This window comes from Streptomyces sp. A01 (genome assembly GCF_059026195.1).
Window position 1 is genome coordinate 336,221 of record NZ_JBWLKN010000004.1, and the last position, 18,495, is coordinate 354,715.

At 74.5% G+C, this 18,495-nt stretch carries 11 protein-coding genes; 8 read left to right on the forward strand and 3 right to left on the reverse strand.

Annotated features, from left to right (window positions below):
- Positions 1 to 456 precede the first annotated feature (456 nt).
- The gene (locus AC5P1B_RS07580; RefSeq protein WP_493885773.1) at positions 457 to 4,095 is read left to right on the forward strand and encodes a hydantoinase B/oxoprolinase family protein; all 3,639 of its coding nucleotides are present in this window, start codon (positions 457 to 459) and stop codon (positions 4,093 to 4,095) included.
- Between the two features lie 482 nt (positions 4,096 to 4,577).
- Here the strand turns inward: AC5P1B_RS07580 and AC5P1B_RS07585 are convergent, their stop codons facing one another.
- The 3 genes from AC5P1B_RS07585 to AC5P1B_RS07595 all read right to left on the reverse strand — a co-directional run bounded on the left by AC5P1B_RS07585 (position 4,578) and on the right by AC5P1B_RS07595 (position 6,984).
- A complete protein-coding gene (locus AC5P1B_RS07585) occupies positions 4,578 to 5,447 on the reverse strand; it encodes a 5-oxoprolinase subunit C family protein (protein ID WP_493885774.1) in 870 nt (289 codons plus the stop codon).
- Positions 5,444 to 6,097 (reverse strand): 5-oxoprolinase subunit B family protein, encoded by a 654-nt coding sequence (locus AC5P1B_RS07590; protein WP_493885819.1) that lies wholly within the window; start codon positions 6,095 to 6,097, stop codon positions 5,444 to 5,446. Before AC5P1B_RS07590 ends, AC5P1B_RS07585 begins: the two co-directional genes overlap by 4 nt.
- 107 nt (positions 6,098 to 6,204) lie before the next feature.
- The gene (locus tag AC5P1B_RS07595; protein ID WP_493885775.1) at positions 6,205 to 6,984 is read right to left on the reverse strand and encodes a LamB/YcsF family protein; all 780 of its coding nucleotides are present in this window, start codon (positions 6,982 to 6,984) and stop codon (positions 6,205 to 6,207) included.
- A 246-nt stretch (positions 6,985 to 7,230) separates the two neighbouring features.
- On the opposite strand from AC5P1B_RS07595, the gene AC5P1B_RS07600 reads away from it, so the two are divergent.
- From AC5P1B_RS07600 to AC5P1B_RS07630, 7 genes are all read left to right on the forward strand, one after another.
- Entirely contained in the window at positions 7,231 to 7,968 is a 738-nt protein-coding gene (locus AC5P1B_RS07600; protein WP_493885776.1) for a GntR family transcriptional regulator, read from the forward strand.
- Positions 7,969 to 8,116: 148 nt separating this feature from the next.
- Entirely contained in the window at positions 8,117 to 8,824 is a 708-nt protein-coding gene (locus tag AC5P1B_RS07605) for a DUF969 domain-containing protein (protein WP_493885777.1), read from the forward strand.
- Positions 8,821 to 9,789, forward strand: a complete 969-nt coding sequence (locus tag AC5P1B_RS07610) for a DUF979 domain-containing protein (protein WP_493885778.1) — start codon at positions 8,821 to 8,823, stop codon at positions 9,787 to 9,789. The genes AC5P1B_RS07605 and AC5P1B_RS07610 overlap by 4 nt, the downstream gene beginning before the upstream one ends.
- Positions 9,790 to 9,933: 144 nt before the next feature.
- Complete coding sequence (pcp, locus tag AC5P1B_RS07615) at positions 9,934 to 10,641, forward strand: pyroglutamyl-peptidase I (RefSeq protein WP_493885779.1); 708 nt, start codon at positions 9,934 to 9,936, stop codon at positions 10,639 to 10,641.
- A 56-nt stretch (positions 10,642 to 10,697) separates the two neighbouring features.
- Positions 10,698 to 12,230, forward strand: a complete 1,533-nt coding sequence (locus AC5P1B_RS07620; RefSeq protein WP_493885780.1) for a hypothetical protein — start codon at positions 10,698 to 10,700, stop codon at positions 12,228 to 12,230.
- Positions 12,231 to 12,369: 139 nt separating this feature from the next.
- Complete coding sequence (locus AC5P1B_RS07625) at positions 12,370 to 13,341, forward strand: hypothetical protein (RefSeq protein ID WP_493885781.1); 972 nt, start codon at positions 12,370 to 12,372, stop codon at positions 13,339 to 13,341.
- 82 nt (positions 13,342 to 13,423) lie between these two features.
- Complete coding sequence (locus AC5P1B_RS07630; protein WP_493885782.1) at positions 13,424 to 18,448, forward strand: hypothetical protein; 5,025 nt, start codon at positions 13,424 to 13,426, stop codon at positions 18,446 to 18,448.
- Positions 18,449 to 18,495: the final 47 nt, after the last annotated feature.

Sequence of the window (18,495 nt, forward strand, 5' to 3'; positions counted from 1 at the left end):
CCTCCTGCTCTGGGCGAGAGAAGAGTGCGCTGTCCAGCGTGGCGGGGGAGTCGTGGCCATCCCACGAGAACACGCTCCGTCCCCGGGGCGGACGAAGCGCAGCGCTTCGAGAGTACACCTGGCATCGTTGTACGGCGCCCGTTCGCCGCTCAATAGGCCTACACGCAACGGCGGTTGGACGTACGGTGAACGCGCGGCGCCGCACAGGGCGGGACGCCGGACTCCTGCCGCCTCGCGGGGCGCCGCGCTCGGGCGGGAGCGGAACGTCCGCATCCACGAAACCGCCACCCGCCACCCGCTGCCCGCCGCCCGCTGCCTGCCGTCCGCCGCCTACCGCTCGCTGACCGGCCCGGCGCCGCTGCCGGCCCCCGTAGCCCGGTCGCGCCCGCGGCGGCGCCTCGTACGCGCCCGCTCCGCCTCACCGCCCATGCCACCGTCCGCTGAGACAATGCCGGGATGACGACGACGGGACGCTGGGAGTTCTGGATCGACCGTGGCGGCACGTTCACGGACGTCGTGGGCAAACGCCCGGACGGCCGCCTGGTCACCCGCAAGCTGCTCTCGCACCACCCGGAGCGGTACGAGGACGCGGCGGTCGCCGGAATCCGGCAGACGCTCGGCCTCGGCCCGCGTGACCCCCTCCCCGCCGACCGGATCGCGGTCGTCAAGATGGGCACGACCGTCGCCACCAACGCCCTGCTGGAGCGGGCCGGTGAGCCGACCGTCCTCGTCGTCACCGAGGGCTTCAAGGACGCGCTGCGCATCGCGTACCAGAACCGCCCCCGCCTCTTCGACCGCCGCATCCAGCTGCCGGAAGCCCTGTACGAGCGCGTCATCGAGGTCCCGGAACGGGTGGACGCGCACGGTGGCGTCGTACGGGAACTCGACCTGGACGCCACGGCGCGGGCCCTGCGCGCGGCGCACCGGGACGGCTTCCGCAGCGCCGCCGTCGTCCTCACGCACGGCTACCGGTACGCGGCGCACGAGCGTGCCGTCGGCGCGGCGGCCCGCGAGGCCGGATTCACCCAGGTCAGCTGCTCGCACGAGGTCAGCCCGCTGATGAAGCTGGTGCCGCGTGGCGACACCACCGTGGTGGACGCCTACCTCTCGCCGATCCTGCGGCGCTATGTCGAGGACGTGGCGAAGGAACTGCGCGGCATCCGGCTGATGTTCATGCAGTCCCACGGCGGGCTGCGGGAGGCGGCGCACTTCCGGGGCAAGGACGCCGTGCTCTCCGGCCCGGCGGGCGGCGTGGTCGGCATGGTGCGCTCCGCCGCCCAGGCCGGGCACGACCGGGTCATCGGCTTCGACATGGGTGGCACCTCGACCGATGTGTCGCACTACGCGGGCGAGTTCGAGCGGGTCTTCGGCACCGAGGTCGCCGGTGTGCGGATGCGGGCGCCGATGATGAACATCCACACCGTCGCCGCGGGCGGCGGCTCGATCCTCCGCTTCGACGGACGGCGTTACCGCGTCGGCCCCGGCTCGGCGGGCGCCGTCCCCGGCCCCGCCTGCTACCGGCGGGGCGGCCCGCTGACCGTCACCGACGCCAACGTGATGCTCGGCCGCGTCCAGCCCGCGCACTTCCCCTCGGTGTTCGGCCCGCACGCCGACGAGCCCCTGGACGTGGAGACCGTCCGCACGCGCTTCACCCGCCTCGCCGAGGAGATCGCCGCGGCGACGGGCGACCGCAGGGGCCCCGACGAGGTCGCGGCCGGTTTCCTCGACATCGCCGTGCTCAACATGGCGACCGCCGTCAAGAAGATCTCCGTGCAGCGCGGCTACGACATCACCCGCTACGCGCTGACCAGCTTCGGGGGCGCGGGCGGCCAGCACGCGTGCGCGGTCGCCGACGCGCTCGGCGTCAGCACGGTGATCGTCCCGCCGCTGGCCGGGGTGCTCTCCGCGTACGGCATCGGGGTCGCCGACGCGGCCGCGATGCGCGAACAGGCCGTCGAGGTGGAGCTGGCGAGTGAGGAGGCGCTGCCCCGGGTGCGCGCCGAGTGCGCGCGACTGGCCGGGCAGACCCGCGCCGAACTCCTCGCCGACGGTGTACCCGAGGCGTCCCTCAGCACCTCGGCGCGCGTCCACCTGCGGTACGCGGGCACCGACTCCGCCATCGCCGTGCCGCTGGGCACCGCCACCGAGATGGCGGAGGAGTTCGTACGGACGCACCGCACGCGCTACGCCTTCACCATGGACAAGCCCCTCGTGGCGGAGGCGGTGTCGGTGGAGGCGGTGGGCGCGGCGGACGCCGCGGCGCCCCCGGTCCTCGCGCCCGGCCCCGGCGGGCCCGAGGACGGACCGGCGCCCACGACCGTGCGGATGTTCGCTGACGGACGCTGGCAGGACACCCGGCTCTTCCAGCGGGCCCGGCTGCGGCCCCAGGACACGGTCAGCGGGCCCGCGATCCTCGTCGAGGAGGACGCCACCACTGTCGTCGAGCCCGACTGGCAGGCCGTCATGGGCGAGCACGGGCATCTCCTGCTGACCCGGGTGCGGCCCCGCGCGCGCACGGTCGCCGCGGGCACGGAGGCCGATCCCGTGCTGCTTGAGGTGTTCAACAGCCTCTTCATGGCCATCGCCGAGCAGATGGGCGTGCGCCTGGAGAACACCGCTCACTCCGTGAACATCAAGGAGCGGCTGGACTTCTCCTGCGCCCTCTTCGACGCCGGGGGGAACCTCATCGCCAACGCTCCGCACATCCCCGTGCACCTGGGCTCCATGGGCGAGTCCATCAAGGAGGTGCTGCGGCGCAACGCGGACCGGATGCGGCCCGGCGACGTGTACGCGATCAACGACCCGTACCACGGCGGCACGCACCTGCCGGACATCACCGTCGTCACCCCCGTCTTCGGTCCTGACCCGGCGGACGCCCGCGCCGGGGACGCGGGGCGGCTGCTGTTCCTGGTCGCCTCGCGCGGCCACCACGCCGACATCGGCGGCACCACCCCCGGCTCCATGCCCGCCTTCAGCCGCACCATCGAGGAGGAGGGCGTCCTCTTCGACAACTGGCTTCTCGTACGCGACGGCGAACTGCGCGAGCGGGAGACCCGCGAACTGCTGGCCGCCGGCCGCTACCCCTCCCGCGCGCCCGACGCCAACCTGGCCGACCTGCGCGCCCAGATCGCCGCCAACGAGAAGGGCATCCACGAGCTGCGCCGGATGATCGAGCAGTTCGGGCTCGACGTGGTCCACGCCTACATGGGCCACGTCCAGGACAACGCCGAGGCGTCGGTGCGCGCCATCATCGCCGGGCTCACCGACGGTTCGTACCGCTACGAGACGGACAGCGGCGCGGTCATCGAGGTCGCCCTGCGCGTGGACCACGCCTCCCGCGGTGCCGTGCTGGACTTCCACGGCACCTCACCGCAGCAGCCCGGCAACGCCAACGCGCCGAGTTCGGTGGTGATGGCGGCGGTGCTGTACGTCTTCCGGACGCTCGTCGCCGAGGACATCCCCCTCAACAGCGGCTGCCTGAAGCCGCTCGACGTCCGCATCCCCGCGGGCTCCATGCTCGCCCCCACCTACCCGGCGGCCACCGTCGCGGGAAACGTCGAGACCTCGCAGGCGGTCACCGGCGCGCTGTACGCGGCGCTCGGTGTCCAGGCGGAGGGGTCCGGCACGATGAACAACGTGACCTTCGGCAACGAGCGCGTGCAGTACTACGAGACGGTCGCCAGCGGCTCGGGCGCCGGGGACGGGTTCGACGGCGCGGACGCCGTGCAGACCCATATGACCAACTCCCGGCTGACCGACCCTGAAGTGCTCGAATGGCGCTACCCGGTGCGGGTGGAGAGCTTCGAGGTGCGCCGGGGCAGCGGCGGGCGGGGCCGGTGGCACGGCGGCTGCGGGGTCACCCGGCGCATCCGCTGCCTCGAACCGATGACGATCGCGCTGCTCACCGGGCACCGCAGGGTCCCCCCGTACGGCATGGCGGGCGGCGAACCCGGCGCGCTGGGCGCGAACTCCATCGAGCGCGCCGACGGTTCGGTGGACACGCTGAACGGCTGCGACGTGGCGCATGTGGCGGCGGGTGATGTGCTGGTCGTCCGGACGCCGGGCGGCGGCGGTTACGGAACGCCGCCAGATTGAGCCCCGCCCGGCCGCCGGAGTCTGGCGCCGGACGGGCTCCGCGCTCACCGCGAGCGCTGAACCCGTCCGGCACTGATGGTCAGCCGCACCGGCCTGCCGCAGAGGAGCGGCCGGGCCGGGGAGCGCTCGGAGGCCGTCTCAGGCGCCACCGGTTCTGCTGGTACCGCCGGCGCGGACTGGCGCCCCGCGCGGTGGGCTTCCCATCCCCCCGTCGGATGTCCCCCAGGGGCCGCGGCCGCTGTAGCCCTGACCCCTCATCCAGGTTTCAGAATCACCGCTGACGGTCCCGGCGACAAATACTTTGAGGTTCCTCGAAAAGTCCGGTGTCCGCCGGCCCCGAACGCGATCCCCGAACGCGATCCCCGGACGCCGGGCCCGGCAGCCCGCGGGCCAGCTCACGCGGGCCCCCGCGCGCGGGGACGAGGACTGACGCCCGGCGCGACGGGGCCGCCCGGAGTGCGGCGCGTGGTGAGGCAGCCGCTCTACCAGCGTGCCCGCCGGGGCAGGAAACGAACCGGGGTGCCGGGCGCCGCCTGCGCCGCCGAGGCCAGCCACCGCTCCGGCACGACACCGATGACGGGATAGCCGCCGGTCGTCGGGTGGTCGTTCAGGAAGAGCACGGGGCGGCCGTCGGGCGGTACCTGCACAGCGCCGAGCGCCATGCCCTCGCTGGGGAGTTCGCCGTCCTTCGCGCGCGCGAGAGCCGGTCCTTCGGTGCGCAGCCCGATCCTGTTGCTCGCGGGCGACACCCGGTAGGCGCCGTACGCGAGCGTGCGCAGCGCGCCTTCGGTGAACCAGTCGTCGCGTGGCCCGAGCAGCAGCGGCAGCACCAGTTCGCGTACCGGACCGGCGCAGGGCGCCCCGTCCGTGTGCGGCGCGCGCGGCGGCGGGCCGAGCCGCAGTACGGCGCCGTCGGTCAGCGGCGCCGGGCCGAGTCCGGAGAGCACATCGGTGGAGCGGCTGCCGAGCACGGGTTCGACGTCGATGCCGCCGCCGAACGCCAGGTAGCCGCGCACGCCGCCGGTCACAGCGCCGGTTTCGATCACGGCGTCCGCCGGTACCCGCACGGCCGTCCCCCAGGCGGCGGGGCGGCCGTCGACGGTCACGGGGCAGGGCGCGCCGGTGACCGCCACCGTCGTCGCGCGGCGGACCCGCACGGCGCAGCCGGTGAGCGTCGTCTCCAGCGTCGCCGCGTCGCCGGGGTTGCCCACCAGGCGGTTGGCGAGCCGGTGGGCGGGCTCGTCGAGGGCCCCGGAGCGGGGGACACCGAGGTGCGCGTGGCCCGCCCGTCCCAGGTCCTGGACGGTGGTCAGGGCGCCCGCCCGGACGACCGCCAGGGCGCTGTCCGTCATCGGGGCGCTCCCTCGGCCGTACCGCGCGCGCCCGGCGCGTCCTGGGGCACGAAGCGGACGCGGGTGCCGGGCGCGAACAGCGCGGCGGGGTCGCGCGCCGTGTCCCACAAGACGACGTCGGCTGTGCCGATGAGCTGCCAGCCGCCGGGCGAGGAACGCGGATACACCCCGGTGTACGGCCCGGCGAGGGCGAGCGAGCCGACGGGGACCCTCGTCCTCGGGGTGGCGCGGCGCGGCACGTCGTAGCGGTCGGGCAGGCCCGTCAGATAGCCGAAGCCGGGCGCGAACCCGCAGAAGGCGACGCGGAATTCGGTACCGGAGTGGATGCGTACGGCCTCGGCCGGGGTGACGCCCCACAGGTCGGCGACGTCGCGGAGGTCAGGACCGTCGTAGCGCACGGGGATCTCGACGGCCGTTCCCCGGTTGCGGGGCAGCGGCGGGATGTGCCAGGTGGCGAGGCGGGCGGCGAGGCGGCCGGGGTCCTCCAGGCCGTCGAGGAGGACGGTCCTGGCGGCGGGCACGATCTCGCGTACGGCGGGCAGGTCCTGGGTGCCGACGCGGCGCAGGAGTTCGGCGTGCAGGGCTTCCACGGAGTCACCGGGGCCGACTTCGAGCAGCAGCCCGCGCGCGCCGACCGGCAGGGCGCGCACGTTCGCCGCCGGGCCGCCGGTGGCCCGGCGGCGGCCGGTTCCCCGCGATCCACCTGGTCCGCCCGGGCCGTCACCGGCGGGCCGCCCGGCGCCGTCGTCGGCGCCGCTCACGTGAACGCCTCGACCCGGATGCCCGCGCCCGCGAGTTCGGCCCGCACCCGGCGGGCGAGCGCGGCCGCGCTGGGCGTGTCGCCGTGCAGGCACAGCGAGCGCGCGCTGACCTCGACCCGCCGGCCGTCGACGGAGGTGACGGCGCGGTCCCTGGCGATGGACAAGGAGCGTTTGACCACGGCGTCGGCGTCGGCGATGACGGCGCCGTCCGTGCCGCGCGGCACGAGGGTGCCGGACGCGGTGTAGGCGCGGTCGGCGAACGCCTCGTTGACGACGGGCAGCCCGGCCGCCGCCGCCGCCTCGTGCAGCCGGGAGCCGGGGAGGCCCAGGACGGGCAGCGGCGAGTCACTGGCGTGGAGCACGCCGGCGACCACGGCCGCGGCCTGCTCCTCGTCGTGCACGCTGCGGTTGTAGAGCGCCCCGTGCGGCTTGACGTAGCCGACCCGGGCACCGGCGGCGCGGGCGAAGACCTCCAGCGCGCCGATCTGGTACGTGACCTCGTCGGCCAGTTCGCGTGGCGGCACATCCATGGCGCGGCGCCCGAAGCCCGCCAGGTCCCGGTAGGAGACCTGCGCACCGATCACCACGCCGCGCTCGGCGGCCAGGTCGCACACCCGCCGCATCGTCGAGGGGTCCCCGGCGTGGAAGCCGCACGCCACGTTGGCGCTCGTGACGACGGACAGCAGGGCGTCATCGTCGGTGAGCTGCCAGCGGCCGAAGCCCTCGCCGAGGTCGGCGTTGAGATCGATCGGGGCGTCCACCATGGGGTCGGTCATGTCCGTCCGTTCAGGTGTGTCGGGCGTGCGGGGCGCGACGGGCGCCGGAACCGGCCGACCCGTATCCGTAGAACTCTCCGCCGAGGCGTCAACCGGGCCGACCGGTCACCAGTCAACGTAGACGATTGTTGAACGATCCGACAAGGGGATGTTGTTTCGTCTTCGCTTCTCGGCTTGACTTCTGTGGCGCTGAACAGCGGCAGAAGCCGGATCGGGCGCAGGTCAACGGGGCAAGGGAGAACAAGCGTGGCGAACGGGGCCGATGAGCGACTCGCGGGAGCGGCGGACCTGTCCGGGCTGGAGACGGACCGGCTGCTGCTCGGGCGTACGAGTACCGCCGAGCGGGTGGCCGACGTGCTGCGCGACCGGGTGGCCGAGGGGTTCTTCCCGCCCGGGACCCGGCTGTCCGAGGACAGCATCAAGGGGGCGCTGGGCATCTCGCGCAACACCCTCAGAGAGGCGTTCCGCCTGCTGACCCGCGAGCGTCTGCTGGTGCATGAGCTCAATCGGGGCGTCTTCGTACGCGTCGTGACGGTCGAGGACCTCGTCGATATCTACCGGGTGCGGGAACTGGTGGAGTGCGCGGCCGTGCGCAGTCTGGGGCAGCCGCCCTACGAGGCCGCGGCCGAGGCGATCCAGGCGATCGAGGCCGCCGTCGTCGCGGGGGAGGAGGCGGTCAAGAACCGGGCCTGGGCGGACCTGTCCACCGCCAACATCCGCTTCCACCAGGGCATCGTCGCCCTTGCCGGCAGCCCGCGGACCAACGAGCTGATGCGCGGCGTGCTGGCGGAACTCCGGCTGGTCTTCCATGTGATGGCCGACCCCCGGCGCTTCTACGCCCCCTACCTCGTGCGCAACCGGCACATCCTGGAGGCGCTGCGGGCCGGTGACGCCGCCGAGGCGGAACGGCTGCTCGCCGACTACCTGGAGGACTCGCGCAGTCAGCTGTCCGGGGCGTACGCGCAGCAGATGGCCGAGGGCTGAGCGCTCCGCGCGGGAGGCCACCCGGCAGCGTGCGCCCGGCGCGCCCGTATCAATCGCGCATCACCCTCTTGTCGGATCGTTGAACGATCCCTTAACGTCCGGGGCACTCTCCTCACGCCCCGTGGGGTCCCACGCGGAAGGCGGACGCATGATCGTTCTCCTGGGCGTCCTCGTGGTGGTGATCGGATTCGCCACCAGGCGTAACCCCCTGCTGGTCGTGGGGGTGGCCGGTATCGTCACCGGGCTGCTCGGCGGCCTGTCGCCGCGGGAGGTGCTGGCCGCCTTCGGGAACGGCTTCGCCTCCAGCCGTGCGGTGACCATCTTCGCCATCACCCTGCCGGTGATCGGCCTTCTTGAGCGCTACGGCCTCCAGGAGCAGGCCCGCAACCTGATCGCCCGCTTCACCAAGCTCACCACGGGCCGTTTTCTCGCCCTCTACCTGCTGCTGCGGCAGGTCACCGCCGCGCTCGGCCTGGTCAGCGTCTGCGGACCCGCGCAGACCGTGCGCCCGCTCGTCGCGCCGATGGCCGAGGGCGCCGCCGAACGCGTCTACGGGCCGCTGCCGGAGAAGGCCCGCGAGAAGGTGCGGTCGTTCTCCGCCAGCGCCGACAACGTCGGGCTCTTCTTCGGTGAGGACGTCTTCCTCGCGGTCGGCTCCATCCTGCTGATCACCGGCTTCGTCAACACCACCTACGACACGCACCTCGAACCCCTGCACCTGGCGCTCTGGGCGATCCCCACCGCTGTCTGCGCGTTCGCCGTCCACGGCTGGCGGCTGCTGCGGCTCGACCGCCAGCTGGAGCGCGAACTCCTCACAGCGAACGCCACCTCGCCCGCCACGGAGGCCGTCAAGTGATCAAGGCAGAGTGGTTCTACTGGCTCGTGGGCGCCATCTTCCTCGTGATGGCCGCACAGATGCTCACCGACCGCACCAACCCCAAGCGGCTGGGCACCGCCGCGTTCTGGGGCCTGATCGGCGTCGGCTTCGTCTACAGCACGTGGGTGGTCGAACACCGCGCCCCCGCCGAGCCGCTGGGCGCCGCCGTCCTGGCCATGGCCGGCCTCGCGGCCTTCGGCTTCACCGGGCGTGGCACCGTACGGACCACCAGCGGCGCCGAACGCGTCGCGAGCGCGGCCCGGCTCGGCAACCGGCTGTTCGTCCCGGCGCTGACCATCCCGGTCGTCGCCATGATCTGCGCCGTCGGCGTCAAGAAGCTGTCCATCGGCGGCGAACCGGTCCTGCAGAAGGGCAGCGAGACCATCCTGGGCCTCGGTATCGGCGCCATCGCCGCGCTGGCCGTCGGCATGGTCATGCTGCGCGAGAAGCGCCTCTCCACCCCCGTGCACGCGGGGCGCTCCATGCTGGAGGCCATGGGCTGGGCGATGCTGCTGCCGCAGATGCTCGCCACCCTCGGCAGCATCTTCTCCGTATCCGGTGTCGGTGAAGAGGTCGGCAAGCTGACCACCAAGGTGCTTCCCGAGGACTCGCTCTACCTCGCCGTCGCCGTGTACTGCGTCGGGATGTTCCTGTTCACCGTGATCATGGGCAACGCGTTCGCCGCCTTCCCCGTGATGACGGCGGCGGTCGGCTGGCCGGTCCTCGTCCAGGGCGCCGACGGCGACCCGGCCGCCGTCCTCGCCATCGGCATGCTGGCGGGATTCTGCGGCACGCTCGCCACCCCCATGGCCGCCAACTTCAACATCGTGCCCGCCGCGCTGCTGGAGCTGAAGGACCAGTACGGACCGATCAAGGCCCAACTGCCCACGGCCGTCATCCTGCTCGGCTGCAACATCGTCATCATGTCCGTGGTCGCCTTCTGAGCGCGGCGCGCCCCCGGTAAGGTGGCCGACCCGTTTTCCCCGGCACCCGCTACCACGGGTCGCGCCGCTTCCCGCCCAGGTCGACGCCCGGCCGCGCAGGCGCGCGGAGCCCGCACCCCGTCCCGTACGAGTAAGGCAGCCGTCATGTCCGACACGTCCGCTTCCGGTGAGTCCGCCAGGCTCGCACCCCCGCCCGAGGTGCCCCGGGCGCCCCGGGTGCTGCTGACCGGGTTCGAACCCTTCGGCGGCGAGACCGTCAACCCCTCCTGGACGGCCGTACGCGCCGTGGCCGACGCGCCGCCGCCCGGCGTGGCGGTGGCCATCGCCGAACTCCCCTGCGTCTTCGGCGCCGCGCTCGCCGCGCTGAACGCCGCCATCGCCGCCACCGAACCCGATGTGGTGCTGTGCGTGGGACAGGCGGGCGGTCGTCCCGACGTGACCGTGGAACGGACCGCGGTCAATGTGGACGACGCGCGCATTCCCGACAACACGGGAGCCCAGCCGATCGACGAGACCATCGTCGTCGGCGGCCCCGCCGCGTACTTCGCCACCGTCCCCATCAAGGCGTGTGTCGCCGCCGCCCGCGAGGCGGGCGCGCCCGCCAGCGTCTCGCAGACCGCGGGCACCTTCGTCTGCAACCACGTCTTCTACGGGCTCATGCACCTCATCGCCACCGAACGGCCCACCGTACGCGGCGGCTTCGTCCACCTCCCCTACACCCCGGACCAGGTACTCGACCGCGCTGAGCCCGCGCTCCCTGTCGCCACCACGGCGGCAGCGCTGCGGGCGATCGCGGCCACGGCGGCGGCCGGCGGCCCGGACCTGCGGGCTGTGGGCGGCGCCACACACTGACCGGCCGGTCCGCGCCGTTTCGTCCGTTGTCGGTGGGACCGCCTACTCTGTGCGACGTGACTTCTCCACCCCCGGGGACCGCTACGTCCCAGCTCAGTGGCCCATCGCGGCCGGCCCCGGGCCCGGCCGCCGACGAGGGCCTGGCCCGGCGGCTGCGCGCGCTCGCCTGCACGGCGCCGCTGCACGACCTCGATGTCCGCAAGGCCAACCTGGCGGGTGAGTACAGCGGATACGCGATGGCGGAGATCGCCCTGGCCGCCATCGACCTGGTCACGCTCAACATGGACTTCGACACCGGCGCCGACCACGAGCAGATAGTCGCCAGGCTGCTGCCCCGCGTCGCCGCCCAGGCCCCCGGCCGGACCGCCGCCGAACACGAGCGCGTCGCCCGCTGGGTCCTGGAGAACCTGATCAACGTCGGCAGCGTCGACCGCGGCTTCCGCGCCGTCTACGGCACGTTCGGCGCCGATGGCGCGTACGTCCGCAGGGACTACGACTTCAAGCTCATCGAAGAGGTCCCGGGGCCGGGCGGCACCGTCTATCTGCGCACCACCGACGAGGCGGTCAACGTCCTGGTCGGCGCCCTCGACACGGACGTCACCAGCGCCCAGATCGCTGCCGAGGTCAAGCTGGAGGCGCTGATCAGCCGGGGCAGGCTCGCCGACGCCCAACTCGCCGCCGAGCAGGCCCGCTACCGCACCGTCCAGTACGCGGAGACGCTGCGCAGGACGCTGGAGGCGACCCGGCGCAACGTGCGCGCCGTCGACTGGCTGCGCGCCGTGCCGGACATGATCGCCGAGGCGCTCGACCACATCGCCGACCGGTACCGCCATGAGAACGCCATCCTGACGAACATCCGCAAGGCCCGCGACGAGGCCGTCGACCAGCGCGGCCCCGACCACAAGCGGCGGGCAGCCGAACTGGTCGACATAGTCAAGGACTGCATCCGCCGCCACACCCAGCTCCAGTCCAGGCTGCTGGACGCCGGGCCGATGTTCCGCGCCGAGCAGGACCGGCAGGCGTTCGCGCCCACCGCCGCCACCGCCGGGATCGACCTGTACGGGCAGCTGATCGCGCCCGTGCTGCCGCTCCCGGTGGAGCAGGCGAGCCGGGTCACCGACGCCTTCTTCGCGCGGGGCACGGGCCTGCGTACCCCGGCGTCCGTCCGCGTCGGCGACCTGGTGGACCTGCTGCTGACGCCACCGGTGGAACGCGAACACCTCGGCGCCGAGATGCCCGAGCCCGACCTGATCGCCACCCCCGACGACAACCGCTTCAGCGAGGAGCAGCTGGCCTCCGCGATGGACCTGCTGGAACTGCCGTCCGACGCGCCGCGCAGGCTCTCCGGGCTGCTCGCCGAGGCCCGCCGCCGCGACCCCGCGCTGCCCTACCTCGTCGCCCTGCTCGCCGTGCACGCCGCGAGCCCCCCGGTCGGCACCGCCTACCGCCAGGGCGAACAGCGGCTGCTTTTCGCCGTGGACGACGGCACGGAGCTGGACGACCCGGAGTTCGGCGGCGCCGACCTCATCGTCGGCACCGCTCTCCTCGACTCCGTCGGCATGGCCGCTGACCGCGCGGAGGTGGCGTGATGCGCCCCAGGGCCCGGGGCGGCGCCGACCGCGGCCTGTCCGGCGGCGCCCGGGGGCGCCGGTCCGGTGAGCCGTCGCCGTGGCGCGCGACCGCGGGCAGCGCAGACGTTCAGACCGTTCACTCCGAGGAGCACCAGCTGTGACCGACCACCGCGCCGACACGGGCGCGCAGCCGCAAGGGGACCTCTCGTCCACGACGGACGAGCCGGACCGGAGCGCCCCCGGCGCCGGCCGGCAGGCGGGGCAGCCGGGGACCCCGCACGGTGGTGCGAGTGTCACCCCCGCCGACGCGGCCGACGCGGCACGGCTGGTGGCCTACGGGCTCCAGCCGAAGCTGCTGCCGGCCCGGGACGCCGACTACGCCGAGCTGCTGCGCCGCCACCGTGACGACCCCGCCTTCGCCCGGCTCGCCGACGCGGTCGCCGCCGGTCTCGGCCTCATCGTCCTTGAGGTGTCCGCCCGCGCCGGAATGGCCGTGGCCGCCGCCGAGGACTCCGTCTTCGCCGTCCGCATGGGCGACTACGCCCGGCGTGCCGCCCCCGACTCCGCCGACCGCTTCCTCCACGGCCTCGCCCACCTCGCCGTCGCCGCCATGGCCTTCCCCCGCCCGGAAGACCTCGCCGACGACGGCTACATCGGCCGCGTCACCGTCAACGGCATCGACAGCTTCGTACGGCAGGCGTGCCGCCGCCTGGAGGAGCGCGCCGCCGCAGCCGGGGAGAACACCGACCCCACCACCGACGCCCCGGGACTCGAAGCCGCCTGGCGGGTCTACGCCCGGCGCAGCGCGACCGGCGCGACCAAGGACGCCCGCAGGCTCGCGGGTTCGACGACCGGCATCGTCGGCAAGGCCGTCGCCTTCCTCGTCGACTCGGGCTTCCTCCAGCGCACCGGAGACGACTCCGGCGGCGCGTACCGCACCACCGCCCGCTACCAGCTCCAGGTCCGCGACATGGCGGGCAGCGCCGCCATGGCCGAGCTGCTGGATCTCGGCGTCGTCCCGGTGGGCGACGGCGCGGCGAGCCTCCTGCCGCCGCTGGAGACCGACGACCTCGACCTGGTCGCCGACGCCGGGCTGCCGTTCTACTCCGACCACGGCGGCCCCTCCTGAGCGGCTGACCGGCCGCCGCAGCCCGGCCACCCCGCTCCCGCGCCCACACACACCGCCCACCACACAACGAGAGTCCGCCGCCATGTACGAGCTGTCCCGGGTCCGCCTCTACTCCATCGGGCCAGCCGGTGCGCGCTACGCCGACACCGTGCTCGACCTGCGCGGAGTCGGCGAGCCTGTGCCCAGCCCCGCACCGGCCCAGGCGGAGTTCTTCCAGGAGGAGCCGGTCGGGCCGCCACGCCGCCCGGCGCCCGCCGGTGTCCTGTTCCTGGAGAACGGCGGCGGCAAATCGGTTCTGCTGAAGCTGATCTTCTCCGTGATGCTTCCCGGCCACCGCAACACACTGGGCGGGGCCAGCTCCGGGGTGCTCCGCAAGTTCCTGCTCGCCGACGACTGCGGCCACGTCGCCCTGGAGTGGCAGCACACCGTGACCGGCGAGACGGTCGTGGTGGGCAAGGTCAGCGAGTGGCGCGGCCGTCAGGTCTCCAACGACCCGCGCAAGTTCGCCGAGGCGTGGTACTCCTTCCGGCCGGGCCCGGGGCTGAGCCTGGACTCGCTGCCGGTCGCCGAGTCCACCGCCGTGCGGCCTCTCGTCGAGGGGTTCTCGCGGGCGGAGCTCGCCGGGGTGTCCGGCGCGCGGGGCCGCCGCCGCACGATGAAGGGCTTCCGCGACGCCCTCACCGAGGCGGGCAAGGCGTACCCCCATCTCGACGTCGCCTGGGAGGAGATCCACGAACGCTGGAACGAACACCTCGGCGAGCTGGGCCTCGACCCGGAACTCTTCCGCTACCAGCGGGAGATGAACGCCGACGAGGGCGAGGCGGCCGGTCTGTTCGCCGTCAAGAACGACTCCGACTTCACCGACCTCCTGCTGCGCGCCGTCACCGACACCCGCGACACGGACGGCCTCGCCGACCTCGTGCACGGCTTCGCCCACAAGCTGGGCCGCCGGGCGGAGCTGACCGCGGAACGCGACTTCACGGCCGGTTCCCTGGACCTGCTGACCCGGATCAGCGAGGCGGCCGGACACCGCGAACGCGCCCGGGAGGTGCACTCCGGTGCCGAGCGGCGGACCCGTCACCTCGCCGGTCGGCTCGCCGCCCGCGGCGCCGAGGAGCGCGGCCGCACCGCCGAACTCGCGCAGCGGGTCACCGACGCCGCGCACGCCGTCACCGAGGCCGAACGGCAGCGCGGCCACAGCTCTCTCATCGCCGCCGAGCTCGCCTACCGGCACGCCTCGCTGGCGCTCGCCGCGGCGGAGAAGAGCGCCGCGGCCCAGCGCCGCGAGCTCGTTGACGCCCGTACGCTGCACGCCGCCTGGCAAGCCGCCGAGACCGTACTGCGGCATCGCGCCGCCGCCGACCGTTCCGTGCGCGTCGCCGCCGCCATCCGCGAGGCCGAACGGGACGCCGCCCCGGCGCTCGCCGCCCGTGCCGGCGCCGCCGCCGATCTCGTACGCGCCCTGCATGGAGCGGCCGAGGGCGGGGAGCGGGTCGCGGCGGAAGAGGAGGAACGTTCGGCGGCCCTCCAGGAAGCCAGCGAGGTGGCGCACCGCGACGCCACAGCGGCGGCGACCGCGGCGCAGCGCGCCCGCAGCGAGGCGGAACACCTGCGGCAGCGGCTGGCCGAAGTCGAACAGGAGACGGCCGAGGCGGTACGGGCGGGCTGGCTCGACGACACCGCGCCGGACGCCGACCCGGCGCGCGCCGCGCTCACCGCCAGCGACGCGGAGAAGGCCGCGGCCGCGGCGTGGGACAGCGCGCGCGAAGCGGCCACCACGGCCGCCGACCGGGCCCGTGAAACGGCGGCCGAACACGCCCGCGCCGAACTGGCCGCCGCCCGCGCCGCCGACGCCGCCCGCGCGGCGGACTCCCGCTACCAGGCCGAGCGCCGCGCGGCCGAATCGCTCGGCTCCGAACAGCGGCTCGTGGAGCTGCTGGGCCTGCCGCAGCCCGCGCCGCGCGGCCTCCCGGGCCAGCGGACGGCCGACGCCACGGCTTCCCCGTCCGGCGACGCCGTCTCCGCTGACAGCGACCCGGAGCGACGGAGCGAAGCGGGCGCCGCGCACGGGGGCCCTGGCGCGAGGGCCGGGGAGGAGCACCGGCCCGGGCCGGGCAGGGTGCCCCGCCCCGCCAACGGCGATGCCGTCGACGGCGCCACGCCGGAGGCCCACCAGCCTGCCGACGGGCACCGGCCCACCGGGCGGGGGGAAGGCCCGCTGACCGCCGAGGAACTGGACCGCAACGCGGAAGCGCTGCGCGAACTGCTCGACGACAGCGTCACCTACGCCGAGCGCCAGCTCTTCGAGCTGCGCACGGCCGCCGCCGACGACGCGCGGATTCTCGGCGCTCTGGGCGACGGCGGCCTGCTGCCTCCCGGCCCCGATGTCCTCGCAGCCGTGGAGTACCTGGGCGAACACGGCGTCCCCGCGCTCCCCGGCTGGCGCTACCTCGCTCAGGCCGTCGACCCCGCCGACCACGCCGCCGTGCTCGCCGCGCGCCCGGAGCTGGTGGACGGCGTCATCATCACCGACCCCGACACGCACGCCCGCGCCCGCGAGGTCCTCGGCAAGGCGTCGCTGCTGCCGCGCTCCGCCGTCGCCGTGGGCACGGCGGCCGCGCTGCTCGCCCCCACCCCCGCGCCGGGCGCGGGGGACAGCCAGGTCTTCCTCGTACCGCCGAACCCGGCGATGCACGACGAGCGGGCCGCCGACGACGAACGGCAGTCGCGCCGCGCCCGCGCCCTCGCCCGCGACGAGGACATCCGGACCCTGGCGGCCCGGCTGGCCGAGGACCGGGCGCTCGCCGCCCGGCTCTCCTCCTGGCGCACCGGCTGCCCGCCCGGCCGCCTCGCCGAACTCGCCACCGCCGCCGCCACCGCCCAGGAGGCCGCTGAGACCGCGGGGCAGCGGCTGGCCGAGGCGGGAGCCGCGCGCGCGGAGGCCGACGAGCTGACCGCCGAGGCGGCCCGCGCACGCGATGAGCAGCAGGAGGCGGCCCAGCGCGCCCGCCGTGTCGCCGACGCGCTGGCCGGGCTGGCGTTCCGGCTGCGCGAACGCGCGGCCTGGCAGTCGCGACTGCGGGAGCTGGCCGAGGAAGCCGCCGAAGCCGAGGAGCGGGCCGCCGTCTGCGTGGACCGGGCCCGCGCCGCCGACGAGGACCGCCGCGCCGCGCAGCGCGCCGCCGACGACGCCCATCGCACCGCACGCGCGCTGCGCGCCGAGCGCGCCGAGATCGCGGGCGCACCCGAGGACCTGACCGCGGCCGCCGAGGACACGGGCGCGCCCGGCGAGAGCCCGGGCGGCGCGGCCGCGCCGCCCCCGCCGACCGCGTCGCTGCCCGCGCTGCGAGAGGCGTACCGCGCCGCGTCCCAGCTGTACGAGAAGGTCGGCGTGGGCGCTGACCTGCGGGCCGAACAAGCCCGCGCGGAGAGCGACGAGAGCGCCGCGCTGGCCACCCTGGAGCGGCTGACCAACAAGGTGCGTACGCGCGCCGCCCAGCTGCTTGAGGGCACCGACGGCGCCGACGGCCCGTCCCGCCAAGCCGCCGCGGCCCGCGCCGAGTCCCTGGTCCAGATGCTGGAGTCCCGGGCGTCGGCGGCGAGCGAGCAGCTGGGGCGGCTGCGCGGCGAGGCGGAGCGGCAGGCACCCGCCGAAGGCGACGCGCACACCGAGCTGCCCGACGACCTCGTCCCCGCCGACGCGGAGCGCGCCAAGGAACTGCTGCGTACCGCCAACGCCGAACTGAGCGCCCGTACGGACGCGCTGGAGACGGCACGCACCGCGCACGGCGAGCTGCTGCGCGCCCACCGGGCGGCCGAGGACGCGGCGGGCGGCTTCGATGACACCGCCGCCCTGCTCCGCGACCTGATCAGAGGCTCGGCCTCGGACGAAGCCGATCCCGCGCGCGGCGGTGCCAAGGGCGCCGGCCCCGAGGCCGAGGCGACCGAGCCCGAGCCGTACGCGGGGACCCTCGAACAGGCCCGGCAGGCCGCCGCGGAGGCCCGCCGCTCGCTGCGCGGCTGCGCGGTCGACCTGTCCACCGCGGAATCCGCGGTGCGGGAGGCCAGCGACATCCTCGTACGGCACGCCAACTCCACCCGGTACGAGCAGGTCCGTACGCCCGCGCGGCAGCAGATCAGGGAGCTGCCCGCGGCCGCGCTGCCCGAGCACGCGGCGGCGTGGGCCGAGGCGTTCGCGCCGCGGCTGCGCGTGCTGACCGACGAGCTGGAGCAGCTGGAGCGCAACCGGGGCAGCATCGTCGACCGGCTGCGCGGCCTGGTCGACTCCTGCCTGGCCACGCTGCGGTCCGCGCAGCGCCTGTCGCGGCTCCCTGAGGGCCTGGGGGAGTGGTCGGGGCAGGAGTTCCTGCGCATCCGCTTCGACGATCCGGACCAGGCGACGCTGACCGAGCGGCTGGGGGAGGTCATCGACGAGGCGACGCGTTCGGCCGTGCGGAAGAACAGCGACCTGCGCCGCGATGGCATGTCGCTGCTGCTGCGCGGGGTGCACGCGGCGCTGCTGCCGCGCGGCGTCGCCGTGGAGATCCTCAAGCCGGACGCTGTGCTGCGCGCCGAGCGGGTGCCGGTGGGGCAGATGGGCGACGTGTTCTCCGGTGGTCAGCTGCTCACCGCGGCCATCGCGCTGTACTGCACGATGGCCGCGCTGCGCAGCAACGACCGGGGCAGGGACAAGCACCGGCACGCGGGAACGCTGTTCCTGGACAATCCCATCGGCCGCGCCAACGCGACGTATCTGCTGGAGCTCCAGCGGGCGGTCGCCGACGCGCTGGGTGTGCAGCTCCTGTACACGACGGGCCTGTTCGACACGACGGCGTTGGCGGAGTTCCCGCTGGTCATCCGGTTGCGTAACGACGCGGACCTGCGGGCCGGGCTGAAGTACATCAGCGTGGAGGAGCACTTGCGGCCAGGTCTGCCGCAGCAGGACGCCGAGGGTGAGCCGGTGCACGGGCAGATCACCGCGACCCGTATGTACCGCCGCCCCGACCGTGCGGAGACCGCTGGAGAACCGCAGGCGGCGCAGGCACGGAAGGAGCCGGTCGCGCAGGGCCCGGCCCCGGCGGACAAACCCGCGGACAGTCCGGCGTGAACTCCACCCGTATTCGGGGCGGATGGGGAGAAACACCAAGGAAACGG

Coding starts and splice junctions, on each gene's coding strand:
- pcp (WP_493885779.1), top strand. CDS start 9,934: ATGTCCGACACGTCCGCTTCCGGTGAGTCCGCCAGGCTCGCACCCCCG.
- AC5P1B_RS07595 (WP_493885775.1), bottom strand. CDS start 6,984: ATGACCGACCCCATGGTGGACGCCCCGATCGATCTCAACGCCGACCTC.
- AC5P1B_RS07585 (WP_493885774.1), bottom strand. CDS start 5,447: ATGACGGACAGCGCCCTGGCGGTCGTCCGGGCGGGCGCCCTGACCACC.
- AC5P1B_RS07630 (WP_493885782.1), top strand. CDS start 13,424: ATGTACGAGCTGTCCCGGGTCCGCCTCTACTCCATCGGGCCAGCCGGT.
- AC5P1B_RS07605 (WP_493885777.1), top strand. CDS start 8,117: ATGATCGTTCTCCTGGGCGTCCTCGTGGTGGTGATCGGATTCGCCACC.
- AC5P1B_RS07580 (WP_493885773.1), top strand. CDS start 457: ATGACGACGACGGGACGCTGGGAGTTCTGGATCGACCGTGGCGGCACG.